This is a genomic window from Dactylosporangium sp. NPDC051087 (assembly GCF_055586325.1).
The window spans coordinates 53355-75166 of sequence record NZ_JBVJIJ010000012.1; the positions used below are offsets into that span (position 1 = coordinate 53355).

The window sequence follows — 21812 nt, forward strand, 5'->3', positions numbered from 1 at the left end:
CCGTGGGTTACGGACGGGGCGTGGGGGGGGGAGGTGGTGGGGGCGGGGTTTTAGGGTAGGCGTGCGGCCCCGTGCACCCCGGCGGCGGGGTGACCCTCCCCCCCTCCCCCCCCCCACGGGGGTGCCGGTCCTCCGGGGCGATGGGTCGCCGGCCGTCGGTGGTGTGTTCAAGTCAGCCGTCCCGGTCGGGTGGCGGTGCCGGCCCTCCTTTGTGAAGGGTCGCCGGCCGTGGGTGCGGTCATGCCGATCGTCCGGTGCGTGGTTGTGCCGGCCGTGCCGGACGGCTGCGCTCCGATCGCCTGCGACGCGCGATGGCACCAGCGCGCGGCGGCTCCCGGTGTGCGGTGGCTGCGCTCCAAGGCCGTCCATGGCGCATGCCGGTGGTTCGCTGTGGTTCACGGCGTGCGACGGCCGGGGTCCGCGGTGGCCCGCGGCGGGCGCCGCCGCCGTGGGGTGGTCCATGACCTGTGGTGGCTGCGGTCCGTGGTAGTCCAAGGCACGCGGCGGCGACGCGACCCGTGGTGACCGCGGTCCGTGGCAGTCCTCCAAGGCGCGCGGCGGCGCCGCGACCTGTGGTGGCTGCGGTCCGTGGCGGTTCAAGGCACGCGGCGGCGCCGCGACCTGTGGTGACCGCGGTCCGTGGCAGTCCTCCAAGGCGCGCAGCGGCGCCGCGACCTGTGGTGACCGCGGTCCGTGGCAGTCCTCCAAGGCGCGCAGCGGCGCCGCGACCTGTGGTGACCGCGGTCCGTGGCAGTCCTCCAAGGCGCGCAGCGGCATCGCGACCTGTGGTGACCGCGGTCCGTGGCAGTCCTCCAAGGCGCGCAGCGGCATCGCGACCTGTGGTGGCTGCGGTCCGTGGTAGTCCAAGGCACGCGGCGCCGAGATGCGGTGGTCCACGGCCTGCGACGGCGGGGGTTCCCGATGCTCCGCGAGCTGTGGTGACTGCGGTCCGTGGCGGTTCGCGGCGTGTGGTGGCAGCGGTTCTGAGTGGTTCGCGGTGCCAGGTGGCAGAGGTCTGTGGTGGTCCGAGGGGTGTGATGGCCGGTGTTCGCGGTGGCTCACGGCGATCGGCGGCTGGAGGTCGCGGTGGTCCCCGTCCTGCGCCGGCTGCGGTCCGCGAACGTCGACGACGTGCGGCGGCAGAGATTCGTGGTGGTCCGTGAGTTGTGCCGGCTGCGGTCCGCGCCCGTCCACCAGCTGGTGGTCCGTGGCTCGTGGTGGCGGGAGTTGGCAGTGGGTCGCGGCGGTCCGCGGGCCGGGTGTCTGCGGGGCGGTGGTCATGCGGAGCGGCCGAGGGACTTGGCGGCGCGTTCGAGTTGGAGGCGGGCTATCTGGATGGCGACCTGGTCCATGGTGGTGTTGCGGCGGGCGGGAGCGATCACCTGGGCCGACCCGACCACGTCCTCGATGCGGATGAAGATGATGACGCCCTCGGCGGTGGTGCGGCCGTCCTGGGTCTGGCGGATCTCGACCGAGAGGACCTCGGAGTCGGTGACGTTGCCGTTGGGGCGGAGGAGCTCGATCTCGGTGAAATACAGGTCGATGCCGCCGCCGGCGTCGACCGGGTCGTCCTCGCAGTCCTGGACGTTGTCGCGCAGCTCGTCGAGGAAGTCTTCGGCGTCGTCGGAGTCGGTGTATGCGGCGAGGGACACCGATGCCTGTGTGACGGGGCTGCCAGGGTGGTCGAACTTGCGGACCGCGGTCGCGTCGGCGGAGGTGGCGGGCTCGTCGTCGCACGGCCAGACGCCGGTGTCGCCGGTGCCGCCGAGGGTCTTCCAGCCGGGCCCGATGTCGTCGGCGGCGATCAGGGCCTTCGTCAGGTCGCGCTCGGTGAGCTCGGACCGCGCCGGCCGGGTCTTCTTCTTCGCCGGAGACGGAGACGGAGACGCAGACGGAGAAGCAGCCGGCGAACGGGGAGCGGCGGACGATGCACGGGGAGCGGCAGACGCAGAAGCAGGAGCAGAAGCGGAGGGGGATGCGGGACCCGGCGGACCGGACCCGCACCCCGCCAGCAGCATGACAGCGCACAGCACACGCACGGGCATCTTCGGCCTCCCCACCGTCAAGGCACCGCGATGCCTCGACGGTAGAGCACAAAATCGACCGCCGTACACACTGCGAACGTCTGGTCACCCAACGTCATACAGCTATCTGTCGGTGCCGAGATGGGCCATCATCGGGGCCGGGTAGCGGGTCCCGAGAGCCGAGTCGGCGGGCACGGCCGCCTCGACGGCCGCGAGGTCCTCGGCGGTGAGGGAGACCGGCGCGAGGGCCTCGGCGAGCCGTTCGCGGGTGCGGGCGCCCACGACCGGGACGATGTCGGAGCCCTGCGCGGCGACCCACCCGATCGCCAGCTGCGCGACCGTGACGCCCTTCGCGTCGGCGACCCCGCGCAGCGCCTCGACGAGGGCGAGGTTGTGCTGCACGTTGCCGTCGGCGAAGCGCGGGCTGTGCGCCCTGAAGTCACCGGCGGCGGCGGGACGGTCGGCGCGCCAGTGGCCGGACAGCAGGCCGCGGGACAGCACGCCGTAGGCGGTCATGCCGATGTCGAGCTCCCGCAGCGTCGGCAGAATGTCGTCCTCCACGCCGCGGGACATCAGCGAGTACTCGATCTGCAGGTCCGCGATCGGGTGCACGGCGTGGGCCCGGCGGATGATGTCGGCGCCGACCTCGGACAGGCCGATCTGCCGGATCCAGCCCTCCTTGACCAGGTCGGCGAGGGCACCGATGGTCTCCTCGATCGGGACCGCGGGGTCGAGGCGGGCCGGCCGGTACACGTCGATGTGGTCCACCCCGAGCCGCACCAGCGAATACGCCAGAAAGTTGCGGATCGCGGCCGGTCGCGTGTCGACGCCGCCCCACTCGTTGGACGGGCCGCGCAGCGCGCCGAACTTCACGCTCAGCTTGATGCGGGAGCGGTCGCCGGAGCGCAGCGCGTCGCGGATGAGCAGCTCGTTGTGGCCCATGCCGTAGAAGTCGCCGGTGTCGATGAGGGTCACGCCGGCGTCGATCGCGGCGTGGATGGTGGCGATGCTCTCGGCGCGGTCGGACGGGCCGTACGCGCCCGACATGCCCATGGCGCCGAGGCCGATGTTCGTCGTCACTGAAGTCATGCCTGAAGCCTGCGCCGCCGGGGACGGAACAGGCAGCGAGCGGTCTTCGTAGGAGCGCCGGTCCCTGGCTGCGCGCCCCCGCGAGCGGCCAGGATGGAGGTATGCAGCGTGACGATCTCGCCGACTTCCTGCGCCGCCGCCGGCAGGCGATCCGCCCCGCGGACGTGGGCCTCGCCGAGGGGCCGCGCCGGCGGACCGCCGGGCTGCGCCGCGAGGAGGTCGCCATGCTCGCGGGCATGTCCACCGACTACGTCGTCCGCCTGGAGCAGGGCAGGAGCGCGCAGCCGTCGGCGCAGATGCTGTCGGCCCTGGCCCGGGCGCTGCGGCTGACCGAGGACGAGCGCGACCACCTCTACCACCTCGCCGGGGTCACCCCGCCGAGGACCGTCGGCGGGGTCACCCACCCGCGGGCCGGGCTGCTGCGGATGCTCGACCTGCTCGGCGACACCCCCGCCACGGTCGCGTCCGACCTGGGGGAGACCCTGGCGCAGAACAGGATGGCCATGCTGCTGCTCGGCGACCAGACCCAGTTCCGGGGCGACGAGCGCTTCCACGTGTGGCGCTGGTTCACCGATCCCGACTGGCGGCAGCTGTACCCACCTGAGGACGCCGACCATCATGGCCGGGTGTCCGTCGCCGACCTGCGGGCCACCGCCGCCAGGCGGCACGGCGACCCCGACGTCGACGGTCTGGTCCGCCGGCTGCTCGAGGCCAGCCCGCAGTTCGCGCGGGTGTGGAGCGAGCACGAGGTCGCCGTGCGCCGCTCGGACCGCAAACGGATCGTCAACCGGCAGGTCGGCGTCGTCCATGTCGACTGCGAGACCCTGGTGACCCCGGACCTCGGGCAGAAGCTCCTGGTGCTCACGCCGCAGCCCGGCACCGACGCCGCGGAGAAGCTCAAGTTGCTCTCAGTGGTCGGATTGCAGCATTTCAGTGCGTGAATACCCGCTGGTACAGACTTTCTTCGCGACGAAGATTGACATCTGACAGTTAGCTTTCCTATCGTTTCAGCCACCTGTCATCGTGCCGGTGGCACCGCCTTCGTTGGTCGCGGGTATCCCACCCTGCCCGTCCGCCGCCGGCCGACCATCCGAAGGAGCACCTCTTGTCCTCCTCGTCGTCGGAATCCGGGGCCGCCCGCCCCGGACGCCACCGGGCCCGCCGCTCGGCCTTCGCCGCCGGTGCGCTCGCCCTCGCCACCGCCGCCGTCGGTGGCGTCTTCGTCCTGGCCAGCTCGCCCGCCGCGGACGCCGCCGTCCTGCCCAACGGGTTCCGCAGCGTCGGCTACATGCCGTCGTGGGCCGGCAGCGCCAACAGCATCCAGTACAGCAAGCTGACCCACATCAACTACGCCTTCGTGCTGCCCAACTCCAACGGCAGCCTGCAGGGCCTCGACAACCCGAGCAAGCTGCAGTCGATCGTGTCGCTGGGCCACGCGGCCGGCGTCAAGGTCTCCATCGCCGTCGGCGGCTGGAACGACGGCAACGACTCGGGCTTCGAGGGCCTGGCCGGCAACGCGACCGCCCGGACCGCGTTCGTCAACAACATCGTGAACCTGGTCAACCAGTACAACCTCGACGGCGTCGACATCGACTGGGAATACCCGGACCCGGGCACCTCCGGCAACAACTACACCGCGCTCATGTCGCAGCTCAGCACCGCCATGCACAGCCGCGGCAAGCTGCTCACCGCCGCGGTCGTGTCCGAGGGCGGCACCGCCAACGGCGTCCAGCCGGCCGTGTTCGGCTACGTCGACTGGCTCAACATCATGGCCTACGACGGCGGCAGCCCGCACGCCAACTACGACTGGTCGATCAACGCGGTCAACTTCTGGAAGGGCCGCGGCCTGCCGGCCAACAAGGCCGTCCTCGGCGTGCCGTTCTACTCGCGGCCCGGCTACTACACGTACGCCGACCTCGTGGCCCGCGACCCGGCCAACGCCAACCGCGACTGCACCACGATCAACGGCGTGCAGGAGTGCTACAACGGCCTGCCCACCATCCGCCGCAAAACCACCTGGGCGATGGCCAACGCGGGCGGCATCATGAACTGGGAGCTGTCCCAGGACGCGACCGGCGCCAACTCCCTCGTGAGCGCCATCTACACCACGGCGACCGGCGGCACCCCGCCGACCACCACCCCGCCGAACGGCCGCACCGGCCGCATCACCGGGATCGCCGGCAAGTGCGTGGACGTGGCGGCCGCCTCGTCCGCCAACGGCACCGCGGTCCAGATCTACACCTGTAACGGCACCAACGCCCAGAACTGGACCGTCGGGTCGGACGGCACGCTGCGCGCCCTCGGCAAGTGCATGGACGTCACCAGCGCCGGCACCGCCAACGGCTCGAAGATCCAGCTGTGGGACTGCAACGGCTCGGGCGCCCAGGTCTGGCAGGCCCAGTCCAACGGCACCCTGCGCAACCCGAACTCCAACAGGTGCCTCGACGTGACGGGCAACGTCTCCACCGACGGCACCCGCCTGCAGATCTGGGACTGCTTCGCCGGCGCGAACCAGCGCTGGGTCCTGCCGTAACCGCTCCACGATGAGATGGCCGGCCCCCGGGCCGGCCATCTCGCGTTTCAGCGCAAGTGGACCGGCAGCGTCGTGGTGCCGTGGATGAGGACGCCGGGGCGCCAGATGAGCTCGGAGGCGGGGACGGCCAGGCGCATGTCCGGGAACGCGGCGAGCAGGTCGCGGAACGCGATCTGCGCCTCGAGGCGGGCCAGGGGAGCGCCGAGGCAGTAGTGGATGCCGTGGCCGAACGCCAGATGCTGGTTGTCGGGGCGGCCCAGGTCGACCGCCGACGGGTCCGGGAAGCGATCCGGGTCGCGGTCCGCGCTCAACAGCGAGATCGCGACGACGCCGCCCGCCGGGATGGTGACGCCACCGTACGTGACGGGCTCCATCGCCACCCGGAACGTGGCCGTCTCCACCGGGGACTCCAGCCGCAGGAACTCCTCCACCGCGCTCGGGATCAGCGCCGGGTCGGCGAGCAGCCGCCGGTGCTCCTCCGGGCGGGTCAACAGGGTCCACATGCCGTTGCCGATGAGGTTGACCGTGGTCTCGTGCCCCGCGATCAGCAGCAGGAACACCATCGACGTGAGCTCGTCCTCGTCGAGGCGGTCACCCTGGTCGGTGGTCGCGATCAGCGCACTGAGCAGGTCGTCGGCCGGCTCGGCCCGCTTCGCGGCGATCAGGTCCCGCAGGTAGTGCAGGAAGCTCGCGGCGGCGGCCGGCACACCGGACCGGTCGACCGAACCCGCAACGAGGATCCCCGTCCAGTGCCGGAACTCCGCCTGATCCTCCTGCGGGATGCCGAGCAGCTCACAGATGACCTGGATCGGCAGCTGGACCGCGTAGTCGTCGATCACGTCACCACGGTCGCCGGCGGCCATGCCGGCGATCAGGGCGGCGCTGAGCTCCTCCACCCGGCCGCGCAGCTGCTCCACCCGCCGGGCGGTGAACGCCTTCGCCACCAGCCGGCGCAGCCGGGTGTGGTCCGGCGGGTCGTTGGCGAGCAGGTGCCGGCTCAGCGGCGCGCTGATGGCCGGGGTGAGGACGCCGGCGTTCTGGGTCGCGCCGCCGCGCTTCGACAGCCGCGGGTCACCGAGCGCGGACCTGGCGTCCGCATACCTGGTGACCAGCCACATCTCCGCGCCCGTCGGCAGCCGTAACCGGTGCACCGGCGCCTGCTCGCGCATCGCGGCGTACATCGGATGCGGATCGTCCCAGAAGTCCTGCGTGAACATCGGCTTACCCGGCGCGGTAGTCACCCATTCACGGTAGCCACTCATCACGCGTTCCGGTGTCCCGCTGACGGTGGGTAATCACGCGCCCGGGTGTGCATACTCGAAACCATGGTCGACACGCGGGACGCCCTGCCGGTGCTGGTCATCGACGGGGCGCGGTTCTCGGACCTCGACGGGTTCGCCCGGGAGTTCTCGGCGCTGCTCGGCGGGGTCGCGTGGAACGGCAACCTGGACGCGTTCAACGACCTGCTGCGCGGCGGGTTCGGCACGCCCGAGGGCGGATGGGTGCTGCGGTGGGTCAACGCCGACCTGTCCCGGGCCGCGCTCGGCCACGAAGCGACCGTACGACGGCTGGAGCGCCTCCTCGCGACGAGCGCGCCGGAGAACCGGGCGGACTTCCAGGCGAGGATCAGCAGCGCGCGGCTCGGGATCGGGCCGACGTTGTTCGACGAGATCGTCGGCATCATCCGCCGGCACGGCGACGGCGGTGCGGAGGCCGAGGACGGCGTCGTGCTGGAGCTGCGGTAGCGGGTCAGGACCTGCCGAGCCAGTCGCCGAAATGGATGGCGCCGAGGCGGGCCGCCGGGCCCGGGGTCAGTGACGTGTCGTCCAGCTCGGCGCCGAAGTAGCGGGCGCGCGGGTCGGTGACCACCTTCCGGACCGGCTCGCTGCCCTCGTGCGCCGCGAGGAACCGGCGGACCAGGTCGTCCATGCCGACGGGCTCGGGGCCGCCCAGCTCGACGACGCCGTTGACCGGGGCGGCCTGCGCGACGTCGGCCAGGGTCGCGGCGACGTCGTCGGCGGCGACCGGCTGGAACAGGGCCGGCGGGAGGTGGATCGCGTCGCCGGCGACGGCCGACTGGGCGATCGCGTGGGTGAACTCGAAGAACTGGGTCGCCCGCAGGATCGTGAACGGCAGGCCGGCGGCGGTGATCGCGGACTCCTGGGCCACCTTGGCCCGCAGGTAGCCGCTGTCGGGCAGGCGGTCGGCGCCCACGACCGACAGGGCGACGACGTGCGAGACCCCCGCCGTGCGGGCGGCGGCCAGGACGTTGCGGGCCGAGGTCCGGAAGAACTCCAGGACGGCGGTGTCCTCGAACGACGGCGAGTTCGCCACATCGACGACGACCTGCGCGCCCTCGAACGCGGCGGGGAGGCCCTCGCCGGTGATCGTGTCGACGCCGGTCGACGGTGACGCGGCGAGGACCTCGTGACCGGCGGCGCGCAGCAGGTGGACGAGCTTGCCGCCGATGAGGCCGCTCCCGCCGATGACGACGAACTTCATGACCGCACTCCTCAGAACGTTAACTCGGACAAGTTTTGTCCGGGACGATGTCATGACCATACCCGGACAACATGTGTCCGAGTCAAGTAGGATGGGTGGGTGAAGATGTCGGGCGGGGTCGAGTGGGCGTTGCACTGCTGCGTGGTGCTCACCGCGGCGCCGGCGCCCGTGCCCGCCGCGCGCCTCGCCGAGCTGCACGACGTCTCCGGCAGCTATCTCGCCAAGCAGCTGCAGAGCCTGTCCCGCGCCGGCCTGGTGCACTCGGTGCAGGGGCACGCCGGGGGATACGTGCTGACCCGCTCGCCACGGGAGATCACCGTCCTGGACGTGGTCGAGGCGGTCGACGGTGCGCAGCCCGCGTTCGTGTGCACGGAGATCCGGCAGCGCGGACCCCTCGCCACGCCGGCGGAGGCGTGCACCGCGCCGTGCGCGATCAGCCGGGCGATGGCCGGCGCCGAGCGGGCGTGGCGGGAGGCGCTGCGCGCGGTCACGATCGCCGACCTCGCCGACAGCGTCACCGGCGACTACGGCCCCGCGACGTTCGACGGCATCCGCGCCTGGCTGTAGCGGCGGGCACTGCCGGCCGGCCGCGCGTGTGGAGCGCGGCCTGACATCGTTGACACACGGCGCATCGATGCTCTTTGCTGTACGCAGTTCGTCGGCCCGGTCCGCCAACCGCCCGATCAAGGAGCCTCTCCGTGCGTCTGCTCAGCCGTGCCCTGACGGCGGTGGTTGCCCTCAGCGCCGCCGCCGTCGTGCTGCCCACCGCCGCCGAGGCGGCCACCCCCGTCAGGATCATGCCGCTGGGCGCGTCGATCACCTGGGGCACCAGCTCCACCGACGGCAACGGCTACCGGGAGCTGCTGCGCCGGCACCTCGCCGACGACGCCGGCGTCGCCGTCGACATGGTCGGGTCGCAGCGCTCCGGCACCGCCGCGGACAACGACAACGAGGGCCACCCCGGGTACCGCGTCGACGCGGTCGCCGCCGGTGCCGACGCGTGGGTCGCCGCCGCCAAGCCCGACGTGGTCCTGCTCAACGTCGGCACCAACGACATGCTGCAGAACTACGACCTGCCGAACGCGCCGGCCCGGCTCAGCGCCCTGATCGACCAGATCCTGCGGGCCGCGCCGGCCGCGACCGTCGTGGTGTCCACGCTCGTGCCCAACCCGGACGCGACGGTGGAGGCGCGGGTCCGGCAGTACAACGGCCAGATCCCGGGCATCGTCCAGGCGAAGGCCGCGGCGGGCAAGAAGGTCCGCCTCGCCGACTTCTACGGCAACCTGACCCTCGCCGACATCGGCCCCGACCGCATCCACCCGACCGACGGCGGCTACGCGAAGCTCGCCGACGTGTGGTTCTCCGCGCTGCAGCCGGTCCTCGGCGCCGGCAAGGCATGGCCGCTGTTCCGCACGGACTTCGGGGCCGCCGCGCCGCCGCTCACGTGGACCAGCACGGTGCAGGCGTCGCTCAACGTCACCGGGTACTGCTGCGGCCTCACGTCCATGGAGTCCGCCCGCCGGGCCGAGATCGCCCGCGGCACCTACGCCCTCATGTACTCCGGCACCGACACCAGCGCGGCCGGTTCCTACTCGTACAACCGGATCTTCGACGTGCACCTGAAGCTGACGACCGGCACGACGCTCACGTACTGGATCTACCCGCAGTCGGTCAACGGCACCTTCGTGGCGCTCGACCTGGCGCTCACCGACGGCCGGTCGCTGCGCGACTCCGGCGCCGCCGACCAGTTCGGCGTCCGGGCCCACCCGCAGTTCCAGGGTGAGGGCCGGCGCCTGGTCGTCGGCCAGTGGAACCAGGTGCGGGTGAGCCTCGCGGCCCTCGCCGGCGGCACCGTCGACCAGATCCGCGTCGGCTACGACCAGCCGGGCGCCACGGGCACCTTCCGCGGCTACGTCGACGACATCCAGGTCGTCAACGCAGCCCTGTGAGCACCTTCGGCAGCGCCGACCGGGTGACGGTGACCAGGCGGTCGCGCAGGTCCTGCTTCTGCGCGGCCGTCCAGCCGGCCTTGTCCTGGCGGTCGACGGTGAGATGGGCCTCCCAGACGAGGTTGCCGTCCCGGACGCCGAGCCGCAGCGTCGTCATGGTCCTCGCCTGAGCGGTGGCGCCCTTCATCTCGAAGACGACCGCCTCGTCACCGAGGTCCGGCAGCTGTACCGGTTGCTCGTTGAGCGCGGCGTCGCCGCTGACGCGTTGCCGGTAGTCGTACTCGGCGGTCGACTGTTCCGGCGTGACCCGGACCTCGGCGGAGAAGGTGGCCCGCACGACCCCGTTGTCGTGCAGCCGCACGGCCTGGCACGACGAGCTGCCGGCCGCCGCCATCACGTTGCGCCGGGGCGAGGGGGCGGAGGCCTCCCGCTCGTACAGGGCGAAGAACGGCGACAGGTCGATGCTGTCGCAGAGGTTGTCGGGCACCTTGGCGAGGTCGTAGCGGGCGGCCGCGCCGGACGGGCCGTTCGACGGGTCGTCGTCGCCGTCGGAGGGCAGCTGGGTGAGCAGCACCGCGCCGGCCGCCACGAGGAGGACGGCCGCGGCCATCCCGGCGAACAGGCGCTTGCGCGACCGCGGGCGCCGACCGGCCATCGCCGGGACCCGGACCGTCGGCTCCTCCCCGAGGATCGGTCCGGCCGGAACCCCGGAAGGAGCCACGGAAGGAGCCACGGAAGGAGCCACGGAAGGAGCCACGGAAGGAGCCACGGAAGGAGCCACGGGACGGGCCGTGGCACGCGGGGCGGCGGCGATCAGGGCGCCCTCGGCGACCACGAGCTCCGGCTGCTCCGCCACGACCGGCGGGATGCCCAGCGCCTCGTGCAGCATCGTCGCGACGAGCGGGATCCGGCTCGACCCGCCCACCAGGAACAGCGCCGTGATCTCCGCGGGCCGCACGCCGTCCTCGGCGAGCAGCCCCTTCACCATCGCCACGCTGGGCCGCAGCACCGGCCGCATCAGCCCTTCCAGCTGCTCCCGCCCGAGCGGCACCTCCCGCCCGAGCGACGGGACCATGATGACGGTGCCGCTCGCCCGGGACAGCATCTCTTTCGCCGAGCGCACCTCGTCCCACAGCCGCCGCCGGGTCGCCGCGTCGGTCCACAGCCGCCCGTACGTCGCCTCCAGGAAGCCGACCACGGCCGCGTCGACGTCCAGGCCGCCGAGGTCGTTGAGCCCGGCGGACGCGAACGGCTCGAAGCCGTCCGGATGCCGCCGCAGCAGGGTCGCGTCGCAGGTGCCGGCGCCCAGGTCGTACACCATGACGCAACCGTGGACGGGGATCTCCCGCGTCGTGGCGAGGAACGTCGCGGCGGCCACGGGCTCGGGCACCAGACGCACCTCGCCGAACCCCGCGAGGCGCGCGGCGTCGGTGAGCAGCGCCCGCCGGCCCGCGCCCCAGTCGGCGGGGTGCGTGAGCGTGACGTCGTCGACCGGCCCGGCGACCCTGGCGGCCTCGGCCGCGACCCGGAGCAGTACCGCCGTGACGAGGTCCCGGACGCCGACCTCCGCGTCGCCGAGCAGGACCCGGCCGTCGTCGACGCGCCGCTTCGGGTTGGGCTCGAGCCGCTCCGGGAAGCTGTGCGCCAGGTGCGCCGCGTCGCGGCCGGTGTGCAGGCGGCCGTCGGGGCCGAGCAGGACCGCGGAGGCCAGCAGCGGCGAGGAGTCGAACAGCAGCTGCTGCACGCGCCCCTCGGGCCGCCGCAGCACCGCGACCGTGGTGGACGTGCCGAAGTCGATGCCCAGCCGGAACCGCGGCGCCTCGAAGCCCGCGGACGAGCCGTGCGAACCCGTCATGGCGCGCGACTCTAACGCATCCGGTGCACGGTTCGGCATACTGCAGCCATGGATCATGTGGCGCAGCGCCGGGAGATGGCCGACGCGGTCGGTGAGCAGGTCGGACCGGGCCGTGCCGTCCGCCACGTGCGGGACCTGGACGCCGGCGGGGTCCCGGTCCGGCTGTACCGCGACACCGACGCGACGACCCCGGTGATCCTGTTCGCGCACGGCGGCGGCTGGGTCGCCGGCGACCTCACCACCCACGACGGGCTGTGCCGGCTGCTCGCCGCGGAGACCGGCTGGGCCGTCCTCGCGGTCGACTACCGCCGCGCGCCAGAGGCCCCGTTCCCGGCCGCGTTCGAGGACATCGACACGGTCTCCGGCTGGCTGCGGGAGCACGGCCGGGAGCACGCCGTCGACCCCACCGCGGTCGTCGTCGCGGGCGACTCCGCCGGTGGCCTCCTGGCCGCGGTGACCGCCCGCCGCGAACGCGACGCCGGCCGGGACCTCCTCGCCCAGGTGCTCATCTGCCCCGTCCTGAGCCCGGCACTGGACTTCCCCGACCTCGGCAACGACGGCCTGCAACCCGACGAGATGGCCGGCTACTGGGACGCGTTCGCCCCGCCGGGCGTGGACCGGCACCAGCCCGACCTGGACCCGTTCCTCGCCGACCCGGCGGGCCTGCCACCGGCGGTCATCGTCACCGCGGAGCTCGACATCCTGCGGGCCGAGGCCGACCGGTACGCGACCTGGCTCGCCTCGGCCGGGGTGCCCGTCATCGCCACCCGGTGGCAGCGCACGTTCCACAACTTCCCGCGCAAGCTCGCGCTGACCCGGGACGCGGCGGTCGCCGTCGCCCACATCGCCGCCGCCCTGCGCGCACTGACGAATCCGGGGCACCCGGACGGGCGGTGCCGGCCGTAGCATCGACGGCGTGCGCTACTGGGGCGTCGTCATCGTGCTCTTCGCGGGCCTCGTCGGGGCGGCCCTCTACTTCGGCGACGAGGTCGGCCCGCCGGAGACCCGGCACCGCCCGACCGCGTATTCGGACCTCGGCGAGGGCGGCGACCCCAACACCATCATGATCGGCTTCCCGTGGACGCTCGACGGCTGGTGCTCCGGCCAGTTCTCGGTCACCGCCGCCGAGTCGCCGACCGAGGTCCGCGTGTACGACGTCGTCAGCCGCACCCCGCGGGGCGACGGCAACTGCGCCGGGCTCGGCGCCAGCAACTCCATGGCGTGGGAGGGCCTGACGCTGTCCGCCCCGCTCGGCGACCGCAGGGTCGTCTACGCCGGGGACGGTGCCGCCCTGCCGTACGCGCGACGCGGCCCCGGCTGACAGCCGCGGTTGGCATGAACGTGCGAGTCGCCCGGGCCGCGACCGGACGATGCTCCTCGGTATGGCTTACCCCACTTACCCCGCATACCCGCAGCAGCAGGCATACGCTCCGCACCCGGTGCGGACGACCGCTCCCGCCTCCCTGCACGTCGTCGCGATCTTCCAGTACCTCGGCGGCCTGCTCACCCTGGGCGTGGCCGCGCTCTTCGTCTTCGCCGCCTCCGAGTTCTCCGCGCAGCTCGGCGACCGGCTCGGGACCTACGGCTCGACGCTCACCCCGGCCGTCGCGGTCGTCGCCGGCGTCCTCGCCCTGATCGGCCTCACGGCGATCGTCCTGGGCCGCAAGGTCCAGCGCGGCCGCAACTGGGCCCGGATCGTGCTCATCGCCCTCAACGTGCTGAGCCTCGCGTCGGTCGCCTGGCAGGTGTACAGCACGTCGCTGCTCACCCCGTCGACGATCCTCAGCGCGGTCCTGCCGGCGCTGTTCCTGATCCTGCTCAACACCCGCGCCGCCCGCTCCTGGTGCCGCTACCGCACCTACTGACCGCCCACCCCGCTGGGAAATCGGTCGCCCCGGGACGGGACCGGGCGGACCATGGACGGCTTGAGCGGCTGGTACTACGAGCGACCGACCACCGTCGTGGGGGCGCTGCAGCACGGTCTCGGGCGGGGCGCGGCGCAGGCCGCCCAGGTGCCGGAGGCGGTCCTCGCCTGCGTCCGGCGCGACCACCGGTGGTTCTGGGGCGTCGACGAGCGGGCCGTGTACCTGGCCCGGCTCGTCCGCGACCTGCGGCTGCCGGTCGGGGACCTGCTCGACCTGCTCGGTGCCGGCGGCGAGGACAACGCCTTCGGCAACGCGCTCGAGGTCCTGTGCGTCCTGGCCCGGGGCGGTGACCAGGTCGCGGTCGACGGGCTGCGCGCGTACGCCGGCACCGGCCCGCGCTGGACGGACGTCCTGCAGCAGGTCGCCCGCGAGCTGCCCGCCGAGCTGTGGGACGACCTGCTGCCCGTGGCCGGCAGACGCCTCGGCCCCGGCGACGCCCTCCTGGCGACGCGCCCGTGGACGGACTGGGCCGCCCGCGACGACCGGATCGCCGCGTCGGTCGCCGCGGCCCGCCGCCCGGACCGCCGATGCGGGTGCCGCGACGACACCGACGAGCAGCTCCTCACCAGGGTCCGCACCGGCACCGCCGAGGAACAGCGGCACGCGCTGCGGGCGCTGCGGCGGCGCGGCCCGCGACCGGCGCTGCTCGACCTCGCCGACACCCTCCCGGCCGGCCTGCGCGGCCCGCTCGGCGGCGCCCTCATGGACCTCGGCGCCACGGCGGTGCCGCTCGCCCGGACCTGGGCGGCGCGGCCGCCGCACCCGATGACGTGGACCGCGTACCGGATCCTCGCCGCGCACGGCGACGAGGACGACGCGCCCACCCTGCTCGACGCGTGGGCGTGGCTGGACCGGCGGGAGGGCGACCTGTGCGGCTACGACACGCTCGCCGCCGGGCTCGCCCGCACAGGGTGTGCCGCGGCGGTGCCGAAGCTGCGCCGGGCCTGGTTCACGCCCCACTCGTTCGAACGCGCCGCCACGCTCAGGGCGTACGCGGCCCTGGACCCCGAGGGTGCGCAGCGGCAGCTGACCGAGGGGTTGTGGGACTGCGAGGCGGATGTGCGCCGGTTCGCCGTCGAGCTGGTGCCGCTGAGCCCGGCGATCCTGCACCGGATCGCCGTCCTGCGCGACGACGCCCTCGAGACCCCCGAGGTCCGCGCGGCGGCGAGGGCGAGACTGTGAAGCGGTACGGGTACGTCGGCCCGGCCGAGCACCGCGACCTGCCGCCGGTCGACGTGGGCGTGATCCGGTCCCGCGACGACCTCGGCGCGTGGCTCGCGGTGCGGTCCGCCGGCGACCTCGCCGAGCCGTTCACGTACGTCGTCGACGTGCGCGGCACGCTGCGCCTCGCACCGCGTCGCAGCGAGCACGTCGCGTGCGCCGCCGGTGAGCCGGTCCTTGCCGCCGGTGAGATGGGGTTCGCCGGGTGCCGGGTCGACAGGGTCAGCAACCAGTCCACCGGCTACTGCCCCGGCCCGGAGTGCTGGGCCGCCGTCGCCGGGGCCCTCGACGCGGCCGGCGTCCCGCACCCAGGCGGCTTCACGGACGTCGTGGTCTTCCGCCGTTGTACCGGCTGCGGCCAGCGCAACATCGTCCACGACGGCGACTACGTCTGCGCCGTCTGCGAGGCGCCGCTTCCGGGGTGACGGTGGCGGGGTGACGGTGGCGGGTCAGCCGACGGTGGCGGGGTCGGTGGCGGTCAGGTGGGTGAGGAGCTGGTCGGCGGGCATCGGGCGGCCGAAGTGGTACCCCTGGGCGTAGCGGTAGCCGATCCGGCGCAGCACCTCCGCCTGCTCCGGCGTCTCGACCCCCTCGGCGACCGCGCGCAGGCGCAGGCCGTCGCTGATGCCGATGAGGGCCTCGGCGATGACGGACCGCTCGCCCTGGTCGGTGATGTTGTCGATGAAGGACTTGTCGACCTTCAGCAGGTCGACGGGGCAGGTGCGCAGCAGGCCGAGGGACGAGTGGCCGGTGCCGAAGTCGTCGAGGGCGACGTTGACGCCGAGGCGTTTGAGCTGGTGCAGCTCCTCCAGGCCGGGGCCGCCGTCGAAGACCGCGGTCTCGGTGACCTCGACGGTGAGGTGGCCGGGGTGCAGGCCGGTGCTGCGCAGGGTGGCCTGGACCTGGGCGGCGAAGCCGGCCTCGCGCAGCTGGCGCGGTGACACGTTGACCGACACGTATTCGAGCGCGCCGTGCTCGTCGCGCCAGCGGGCGGCCTGGCGGCAGGCCTCGGTGAGGACCCACTGGCCGACGGGGACGATGAGACCGGTGCGTTCGGCGGCGGGGATGAACAGGTCGGGGCGGATCATGCCGCGCTCCGGGTGCTGCCAGCGTACGAGTGCCTCGACGGCGACGGTACGCCCGTCCGACAGCCGCACGATCGGCTGGTAGTGCAGCCGCAGCTGCCCCGTGTCCAGGGCGACCCGCAGGTCGGCGGCGGTGCGGGCCTGCTCGGCGCTGTGCCGGTCCATGCACGGCTCAAAGGTGACCCGGCGGCCCTTCCCGCGGGCCTTCGCCGCGTACATGGCGACGTCCGCGCGGCGCAGCAGCTCCTCCGACGACGTGCGCTCGCCGGCGCCGAGGGCCAGGCCGATGCTCGCCTCGACGACGAGCGCGTGCCCGGCCGCGTCGAGGGGGCGGCGCAGCTCCGTGGTCACCCCCGCGAGGACCTGCAGCGCATGGGGTTCGCCGGTGGTGCGGAACACGAGCGCGTACTCGTCGCCGCCGAGCCGGGCGACGAGGCCTCCCGCCGGGCGCAGCTGGGTGAGGCGTTTGGCGACGGCGGTCAGCAGCGCGTCGCCGACCGCGTGGCCGAGGTCGTCGTTGATGCCCTTGAAGTCGTCGACGTCGACCAGCGCGACGGCGACCGCGTCCTCACCCGCCGCTGAGACCGCTGACAGGATCTCGCCGGTGTACTGCATGAGCAGCCGCCGGTTGGCCAGCCCCGTCAGCGCGTCGTGGGTGGCCTGCCAGGCGAGGGTCTGCTGGTACTCCTCGAGCTCGTGCAGCCGGCTGTCGAGGGTGTCGACGAGGATCGCGTTGTCGCGCAGGGCGGCGGCCTGCCGGGCGGCGACGAGCAGCACCAGCACCACGGTCCCCAGCGCGACGCCGAGCACGTCGTCGCCGCCGTCGGCCGCGTCGGCGAGCAGCAGGACCCCGGTGGCGAAGACCGCGAGGTACGGGACGAACGGCCGCCGCTGCCGCCGCGCCGACACGGGTGGCTCGACCCCGGCGGCGCGCCGCTGCCGGTCGGCCGCCAGGCACAGGACGAAGCAGGTGAGGGGCAGCACGACCGGGGTGCCGTTGAGGTGCGGCCGGTCGGTGAGCAGCGGGGTGAGGGCGCCGCCGGTCGCGCCGCCGCCGCCGGCGAGCGCCAGCAGGTAGAGGGCTCTGCGGTCGAGCGGGCCGGTGCCGGTGAACGCGACCTTGACGAAGGCGAACACGCACACCGACCCGGTGGCGATCAGTGCGAGGACCGCCCAGGTGCCGGTGGTGTTGCCGCCGGACCAGCGCTCCCAGTGCCGGAAGATGAAATGCCAGGCGAAGGTGATCACGGTCACCAGGACGGTGGCGGTGTCCAGGCCGAAGCGCAGCCACTCGCCGCGGGTGCGCTGGGCGCCCGGGATCCGCAGCAGGCCCCACAGCATGACCAGCAGGCCCATCAGGTACACGGCCGCGGTGATGCCGCTGACGTGCTGCGGAGCGACGCGCTCCAGGAGCATGTCGGCGGCGTTGCTGACGCCGCCGAGCCCGATGAAGACCATGCCGAGCCCGATGTGCCGCCAGAAGCGTTTCGCGGCGGGGGCGAGGTCCGGCGCGACGCTCGTCGCCCAGCACGCGCGCACCGCCAGCCCCACGGCCAGCGGCAGCGCGATCCAGCTGACCAGCGGCGGGGTGTGGCGGGTCAGGCCGACCCCGAACCAGGCCTGCGACAGGACCAGCACGGCGGCGGCCCCGAGCAGCACGCCTGTCGGACGCCAGCCGGTCACGCTTCTCACACTGGTCGGCATCGGCACGCGGAACCCGATCGTGAATGAAAACTCAGCCGGCACTCAGCGGATCCACAGATTCGTGACGCACAGTTGAGGAAATGTCCCGCCCGGTCACTGGAGGCGTCCAATGGGTCTCGTTCTCGGCATCGTGAGTCTGGTGCTGCTGCTGGTGCAGCTGTTACTGGTCGCGCGGGCCATCCTCGACTGGAGCGTGGTCCTGGCCGGCCCGTCGGCCGAGGGCTCGGTCCGCTCGCGGCTGACGGCCGGGGTGTTCGCGGTCACCGAGCCGATCCTCGCGCCGGTGCGCCGCGTCCTGCCGCCGCTGCGGCTCGGCGGCGTCGGCATCGACCTGGCGTTCATCGTCGTCTTCCTGGCGATCATCGTCCTGCGGGCGGTCATCGGCCTGATCTAAGGGGTTCACCCGCAACGCCCGCCCGCCACCCGGCGCGGCGGGCGTTTCTGTGTCCGGATCGATGCCCATGGCAAATGTCAAGTATTGACAGAACTCGGGGGAGCGACCAACCTCTCCAGCAAGGAAGCCTCGCAACCTTCCACCAGATTCGATCGAGCTCGACTCCACCCCGGCGATCGGCGCGCCGGGACAGCGGCACGTCCCCCGTCCCCCCGCCCAACCCACCGAACCAGCCGCACACGCCACGGCGCACCGACGCGGGTGCAGCCGGCGGTCGCGGCTCGCCGGGTGGCACCTGATCGGAGCGTTCGTGAGCAGACTGAGGTTGAGGACCCTGTTGGTAGCGGTCGCGGCGGCGGTCGCCGGCCTGCCCGCGCTGCCCGCCGTGCAAGCGCAGGCGGCCGTGCCGGCGGACCTGACCACGCTGGTCAACCCGATGATCGGCACCCAGAAGGAGGGCAACACCTTCCCGGGTGCGGCGCTGCCGTTCGGCATGGTGCAGGTCAGCCCGGACACCGGGCACGGCACCGGGTACAACTACGACCACGGCAAGGTGTGGGGCTTCTCCAACACCCACCTGTCCGGCGTCGGCTGCCCCGTGCAGGGCGAGGTGCCGCTCATGCCGACGATCGGCGCGGTCAACTCCGCCGACCCCAACACCTACGGCCAGACGCTCAACCACGCGCAGGAGCAGGCGACCGCCGGCTACTACCGCCTCGCCACGCCCAACGGGGTCACCACCGAGCTGACCGCGACGCTGCGCAGCGGCTGGCAGCGGTACACCTTCCCGTCCAGCACCCAGGCCAACGTGCTGTTCAACACCGCCCAGGCCCGCGGCAGCGGCACCGGCGCGCAGTCCTCGTCGATCTCGATCGTCGGCAGCGACACCGTCGAAGGGTCCGTGACCACCGCCGGGTTCTGCGCCAACGCCCCCGCGCACACCGTGTACTTCTCGGCGAAGTTCAGCCGGCCGTTCGCGTCGTTCGGGACCTGGTCCGGCACGACGTTCACCGGCGGCAGCCGCGCCTCCAGCGGCACCGGCGCGAAGGGCGGCTGGGTCCGCTTCGACACCTCGTCGGACCGGGTCGTCACCGCGAAGGTCGGCCTGTCGTACACCGGGATCGCCGGCGCGCAGGCCAACCTCACCGCCGAGACCAGCGCCGCCGGCTTCAACTTCGACACCATCCGCAACGCGGCCCGCGACACGTGGAACGCCAAGCTGCACAAGGCCGAGGTCGACGGCGGCAGCACCGACCGGCAGGTCGCGTTCTACACGTCGCTGTACCACTCGCTGCTGCACCCGAACCTCGCCGGCGACGTCAACGGCTCCTACCGCGGCTTCGACAACGTGGTGCGGACCGCGTCCGGGTACACGCCGTACCAGACGTTCTCGCTGTGGGACACCTACCGGGCGCAGAACCAGCTCGTCGCGCTCCTGGAACCACAGGTCGCCCGCGACTACGGGCTGTCGCTGCTCGCCGTCGACCGTGAGCTCGGCTGGCTGCCCAAGTGGTCCCTCGCCAACACCGAGACCAACACGATGACCGGCGACCCCGTCACCCCGTTCCTCGTCGACCTGTGGGCGCGCGGGCTGCTGGGCGGCTACGAGTCGCAGGTGTACACCGCGCTGCGCAAGAACGCGATGGGCGTACCGACGAACATCAACGGCCGCAACGGCAACCCGTACTACATGTCGCTGGGCTACATCCCGACCGGCGTCCAGTGCGGCCCGACCCTGCCGATGGACCACGACTGCAAGTTCCCGAGCTCCGCCACCCTGGAGTACGCCGCCGCCGACTCGTCCCTGGCGATCATGGCGCGGGCGCTGGGCAACACCGCCGACGCGACGATGTTCGAGGCGCGCGGGCAGAACTACCGCAACCTGTTCGACCCGTCGATCGGCTTCTTCCGGCCGCGCAACGCCAACGGCGTCTGGGGCCCGTCCTACTCGCCGACCGACGGCGCGCACACCTTCCACGAGGCCGGCGCCTACCAGTACCAGTGGCTCGTCCCGCAGGACCCGGACGGCCTCGTGTCGCTGCTCGGCGGCAAGACCGCGGCGAACAACCGGCTCGACCAGTTCTTCGCCTACAACAACCTGCTGACCGACCCGTCGGGGACCGCGCACAACACGTGGGTCAACGGCGCCTACGACTACTACAGCTTCACCACGTACAACCCGAACAACGAGCCCGACCTGCTCGCGCCGTACACGTACCTGTGGACCGGGCAGCCGTACAAGACCTCCACGGTGCTGCGGGCCGCCTACACGCTGTTCACCAACGGCCCCAACGGCGTCACCGGCAACGACGACCTCGGCACCATGTCGGCGTGGTACGTGTTCTCCTCGCTCGGCCTGTACCCGCTGATGAACGGCGCCAACTTCTACGGCGTCAGCACGCCGCAGTTCCCGTCGGCGAAGGTCACGATCGGGTCGTACGGCAGCCAGCAGGGCGGCGTTCTCAACATCACCGCCCCGTCGGTCAGCGACAGCAACCGCTACATCGCCTCGGCGTCCCTCGGCGGCAGCGGCTTCAGCCGGACGTGGCTGTCCCAGTCGGACATCGCGCACGGCGGGAACCTCGCCTACACGGTGTCCAGCACGCCGGGCTCGTGGGGCACCGGCGCCGGCGACACCCCGCCGTCGTCGAACCACACGTCGCCGCCGGCCCCCGCGGTGAACCTGGCGCTGAACAAGGCGACGACGGGCTCCACGGCGTGCGCCGCCGACGAGTCGGCCGCGAAGGCCGTCAACGGCAGCGTCACCGGCGGCAACCCGGACAAGTTCTGCTCCACCGTCGCCGGCTCGTTCCTGCAGGTCGACCTCGGCTCCGCCGCGTCGGTGAACAAGGTCGTCATCAAGCACGCCGGCGCCGGCAACGAGCAGGCCGCCTTCAACACCAAGGCGTTCAACGTGCAGCTGTCCACCGACGGCAGCAGCTGGTCGACCCCGGTCACCGTCACCAACAACGCGGACCCGGTGACCATCCACCAGTTCGGGTCGACCACGGCCCGGTACGTGCGGGTCAACGTCACCACGCCGACGCAGAACACCGACGGCGCGACCCGCATCTACGAACTGGAGGCGTACGGCTCGGCGACCGTCCCGACGAACCTCGCCCTGAACCGGCCCGCCACCGGCTCCACGGCGTGCGCCGCGGCCGAAGGCCCCGAGAAGGCCGTCAACGGCAGCACCGGCGGCGGCAACACCGACAAGTTCTGCTCCGGTGTGGCCGGCGCGTGGCTGCAGGTCGACCTCGGCTCGACCCGGGCGCTGAGCCGCTTCGAGGTGGCCCACGCCCAGGCCGGCGGCGAGTCCGCGGACTACAACACGAAGGCGTTCACCATCCAGGTGTCCACCGACGGCACCAACTGGACCACCCCGGTGACCGTCACGAACAACACCGCGGCGAACACCACCCACCCGGTGAGCGTCTCCGGCCGTTACGTCCGGCTCAACATCACCACCCCGACGCAGACCGCCGACACCGCGACCCGCATCTACGAGCTGCGGGCCTTCGGATAACCGGA

18 protein-coding genes are annotated in these 21812 nt (G+C 72.7%); 12 read left to right on the top strand and 6 right to left on the bottom strand.

Going from position 1 to position 21812, the window contains the following annotated elements:
• Nucleotides 1-1277 precede the first annotated feature (1277 nt).
• Together ACZ6TV_RS23280 and ACZ6TV_RS23285 are read right to left on the bottom strand one after the other, a co-directional pair.
• On the bottom strand, nt 1278-2045 hold the full coding sequence (locus tag ACZ6TV_RS23280) for a hypothetical protein (RefSeq protein WP_465299326.1): 768 nt from the start codon (nt 2043-2045) through the stop codon (nt 1278-1280).
• Between the two features lie 102 nt (nt 2046-2147).
• Nucleotides 2148-3113 carry an aldo/keto reductase gene (locus ACZ6TV_RS23285; RefSeq protein ID WP_465299327.1) on the bottom strand — a complete coding sequence of 322 codons (966 nt, stop codon included), beginning with the start codon at nt 3111-3113 and terminating at the stop codon, nt 2148-2150.
• A 101-nt stretch (nt 3114-3214) separates the two neighbouring features.
• Here ACZ6TV_RS23285 and ACZ6TV_RS23290 point away from each other — a divergent pair, with 101 nt between their 5' ends.
• Both ACZ6TV_RS23290 and ACZ6TV_RS23295 read left to right on the top strand, forming a co-directional pair.
• Nucleotides 3215-4054, top strand: coding sequence for a helix-turn-helix transcriptional regulator (locus ACZ6TV_RS23290; RefSeq protein ID WP_465299328.1), 840 nt, complete (start codon nt 3215-3217; stop codon nt 4052-4054).
• 164 nt (nt 4055-4218) lie between these two features.
• Entirely contained in the window at nt 4219-5646 is a 1428-nt protein-coding gene (locus tag ACZ6TV_RS23295) for a glycosyl hydrolase family 18 protein (protein ID WP_465299329.1), read from the top strand.
• Between the two features lie 47 nt (nt 5647-5693).
• Here the strand turns inward: ACZ6TV_RS23295 and ACZ6TV_RS23300 are convergent, their stop codons facing one another.
• Nucleotides 5694-6887, bottom strand: coding sequence for a cytochrome P450 family protein (locus tag ACZ6TV_RS23300; RefSeq protein WP_465299330.1), 1194 nt, complete (start codon nt 6885-6887; stop codon nt 5694-5696).
• 84 nt (nt 6888-6971) lie between these two features.
• On the opposite strand from ACZ6TV_RS23300, the gene ACZ6TV_RS23305 reads away from it, so the two are divergent.
• Nucleotides 6972-7391, top strand: coding sequence for a barstar family protein (locus tag ACZ6TV_RS23305; RefSeq protein ID WP_465299331.1), 420 nt, complete (start codon nt 6972-6974; stop codon nt 7389-7391).
• Nucleotides 7392-7395: 4 nt separating this feature from the next.
• Here ACZ6TV_RS23305 and ACZ6TV_RS23310 read toward each other — a convergent pair whose 3' ends face one another.
• On the bottom strand, nt 7396-8148 hold the full coding sequence (locus tag ACZ6TV_RS23310; RefSeq protein ID WP_465299332.1) for an SDR family oxidoreductase: 753 nt from the start codon (nt 8146-8148) through the stop codon (nt 7396-7398).
• A gap of 105 nt (nt 8149-8253) precedes the next feature.
• Here ACZ6TV_RS23310 and ACZ6TV_RS23315 point away from each other — a divergent pair, with 105 nt between their 5' ends.
• Entirely contained in the window at nt 8254-8715 is a 462-nt protein-coding gene (locus ACZ6TV_RS23315; protein ID WP_465299580.1) for an RrF2 family transcriptional regulator, read from the top strand.
• A 131-nt stretch (nt 8716-8846) separates the two neighbouring features.
• Nucleotides 8847-10097 carry an SGNH/GDSL hydrolase family protein gene (locus tag ACZ6TV_RS23320; protein WP_465299333.1) on the top strand — a complete coding sequence of 417 codons (1251 nt, stop codon included), beginning with the start codon at nt 8847-8849 and terminating at the stop codon, nt 10095-10097.
• Here ACZ6TV_RS23320 and ACZ6TV_RS23325 read toward each other — a convergent pair.
• Nucleotides 10081-11952: an Hsp70 family protein gene (locus ACZ6TV_RS23325; protein WP_465299334.1), complete on the bottom strand. Its 1872-nt coding sequence runs from the start codon at nt 11950-11952 to the stop codon at nt 10081-10083. The two genes, ACZ6TV_RS23320 and ACZ6TV_RS23325, sit on opposite strands and share 17 nt — an antisense overlap.
• Nucleotides 11953-12000: 48 nt before the next feature.
• Between ACZ6TV_RS23325 and ACZ6TV_RS23330 the strand changes: the two genes are divergently transcribed.
• The 5 genes from ACZ6TV_RS23330 to ACZ6TV_RS23350 all read left to right on the top strand — a co-directional run bounded on the left by ACZ6TV_RS23330 (nt 12001) and on the right by ACZ6TV_RS23350 (nt 15523).
• Entirely contained in the window at nt 12001-12858 is an 858-nt protein-coding gene (locus ACZ6TV_RS23330; RefSeq protein ID WP_465299335.1) for an alpha/beta hydrolase, read from the top strand.
• A 10-nt stretch (nt 12859-12868) separates the two neighbouring features.
• A complete protein-coding gene (locus ACZ6TV_RS23335) occupies nt 12869-13273 on the top strand; it encodes a hypothetical protein (protein WP_465299336.1) in 405 nt (134 codons plus the stop codon).
• 61 nt (nt 13274-13334) lie between these two features.
• On the top strand, nt 13335-13817 hold the full coding sequence (locus ACZ6TV_RS23340; protein WP_465299337.1) for a hypothetical protein: 483 nt from the start codon (nt 13335-13337) through the stop codon (nt 13815-13817).
• Between the two features lie 60 nt (nt 13818-13877).
• Nucleotides 13878-15059: a hypothetical protein gene (locus ACZ6TV_RS23345; protein WP_465299338.1), complete on the top strand. Its 1182-nt coding sequence runs from the start codon at nt 13878-13880 to the stop codon at nt 15057-15059.
• The gene (locus ACZ6TV_RS23350; RefSeq protein ID WP_465299339.1) at nt 15056-15523 is read left to right on the top strand and encodes a hypothetical protein; all 468 of its coding nucleotides are present in this window, start codon (nt 15056-15058) and stop codon (nt 15521-15523) included. Before ACZ6TV_RS23345 ends, ACZ6TV_RS23350 begins: the two co-directional genes overlap by 4 nt.
• Nucleotides 15524-15547: 24 nt before the next feature.
• Here the strand turns inward: ACZ6TV_RS23350 and ACZ6TV_RS23355 are convergent, their stop codons facing one another.
• Entirely contained in the window at nt 15548-17866 is a 2319-nt protein-coding gene (locus tag ACZ6TV_RS23355; protein ID WP_465299340.1) for a putative bifunctional diguanylate cyclase/phosphodiesterase, read from the bottom strand.
• 130 nt (nt 17867-17996) lie between these two features.
• Here ACZ6TV_RS23355 and ACZ6TV_RS23360 point away from each other — a divergent pair, with 130 nt between their 5' ends.
• Together ACZ6TV_RS23360 and ACZ6TV_RS23365 are read left to right on the top strand one after the other, a co-directional pair.
• Nucleotides 17997-18281, top strand: a complete 285-nt coding sequence (locus ACZ6TV_RS23360) for a YggT family protein (protein WP_465299341.1) — start codon at nt 17997-17999, stop codon at nt 18279-18281.
• A 310-nt stretch (nt 18282-18591) separates the two neighbouring features.
• Entirely contained in the window at nt 18592-21807 is a 3216-nt protein-coding gene (locus ACZ6TV_RS23365) for a GH92 family glycosyl hydrolase (RefSeq protein ID WP_465299342.1), read from the top strand.
• The last annotated feature ends 5 nt before the right edge of the window (nt 21808-21812 follow it).

Excerpts from the sequence above, each read along its gene's own strand:
- ACZ6TV_RS23280 (WP_465299326.1), bottom strand. The coding sequence starts at position 2,045 with ATGCCCGTGCGTGTGCTGTGCGCTGTCATGCTGCTGGCGGGGTGCGGG.
- ACZ6TV_RS23285 (WP_465299327.1), bottom strand. The coding sequence starts at position 3,113 with ATGACTTCAGTGACGACGAACATCGGCCTCGGCGCCATGGGCATGTCG.
- ACZ6TV_RS23290 (WP_465299328.1), top strand. The coding sequence starts at position 3,215 with ATGCAGCGTGACGATCTCGCCGACTTCCTGCGCCGCCGCCGGCAGGCG.
- ACZ6TV_RS23305 (WP_465299331.1), top strand. The coding sequence starts at position 6,972 with ATGGTCGACACGCGGGACGCCCTGCCGGTGCTGGTCATCGACGGGGCG.
- ACZ6TV_RS23310 (WP_465299332.1), bottom strand. The coding sequence starts at position 8,148 with ATGAAGTTCGTCGTCATCGGCGGGAGCGGCCTCATCGGCGGCAAGCTC.
- ACZ6TV_RS23315 (WP_465299580.1), top strand. The coding sequence starts at position 8,254 with ATGTCGGGCGGGGTCGAGTGGGCGTTGCACTGCTGCGTGGTGCTCACC.
- ACZ6TV_RS23325 (WP_465299334.1), bottom strand. The coding sequence starts at position 11,952 with ATGACGGGTTCGCACGGCTCGTCCGCGGGCTTCGAGGCGCCGCGGTTC.
- ACZ6TV_RS23330 (WP_465299335.1), top strand. The coding sequence starts at position 12,001 with ATGGATCATGTGGCGCAGCGCCGGGAGATGGCCGACGCGGTCGGTGAG.
- ACZ6TV_RS23340 (WP_465299337.1), top strand. The coding sequence starts at position 13,335 with ATGGCTTACCCCACTTACCCCGCATACCCGCAGCAGCAGGCATACGCT.
- ACZ6TV_RS23360 (WP_465299341.1), top strand. The coding sequence starts at position 17,997 with ATGGGTCTCGTTCTCGGCATCGTGAGTCTGGTGCTGCTGCTGGTGCAG.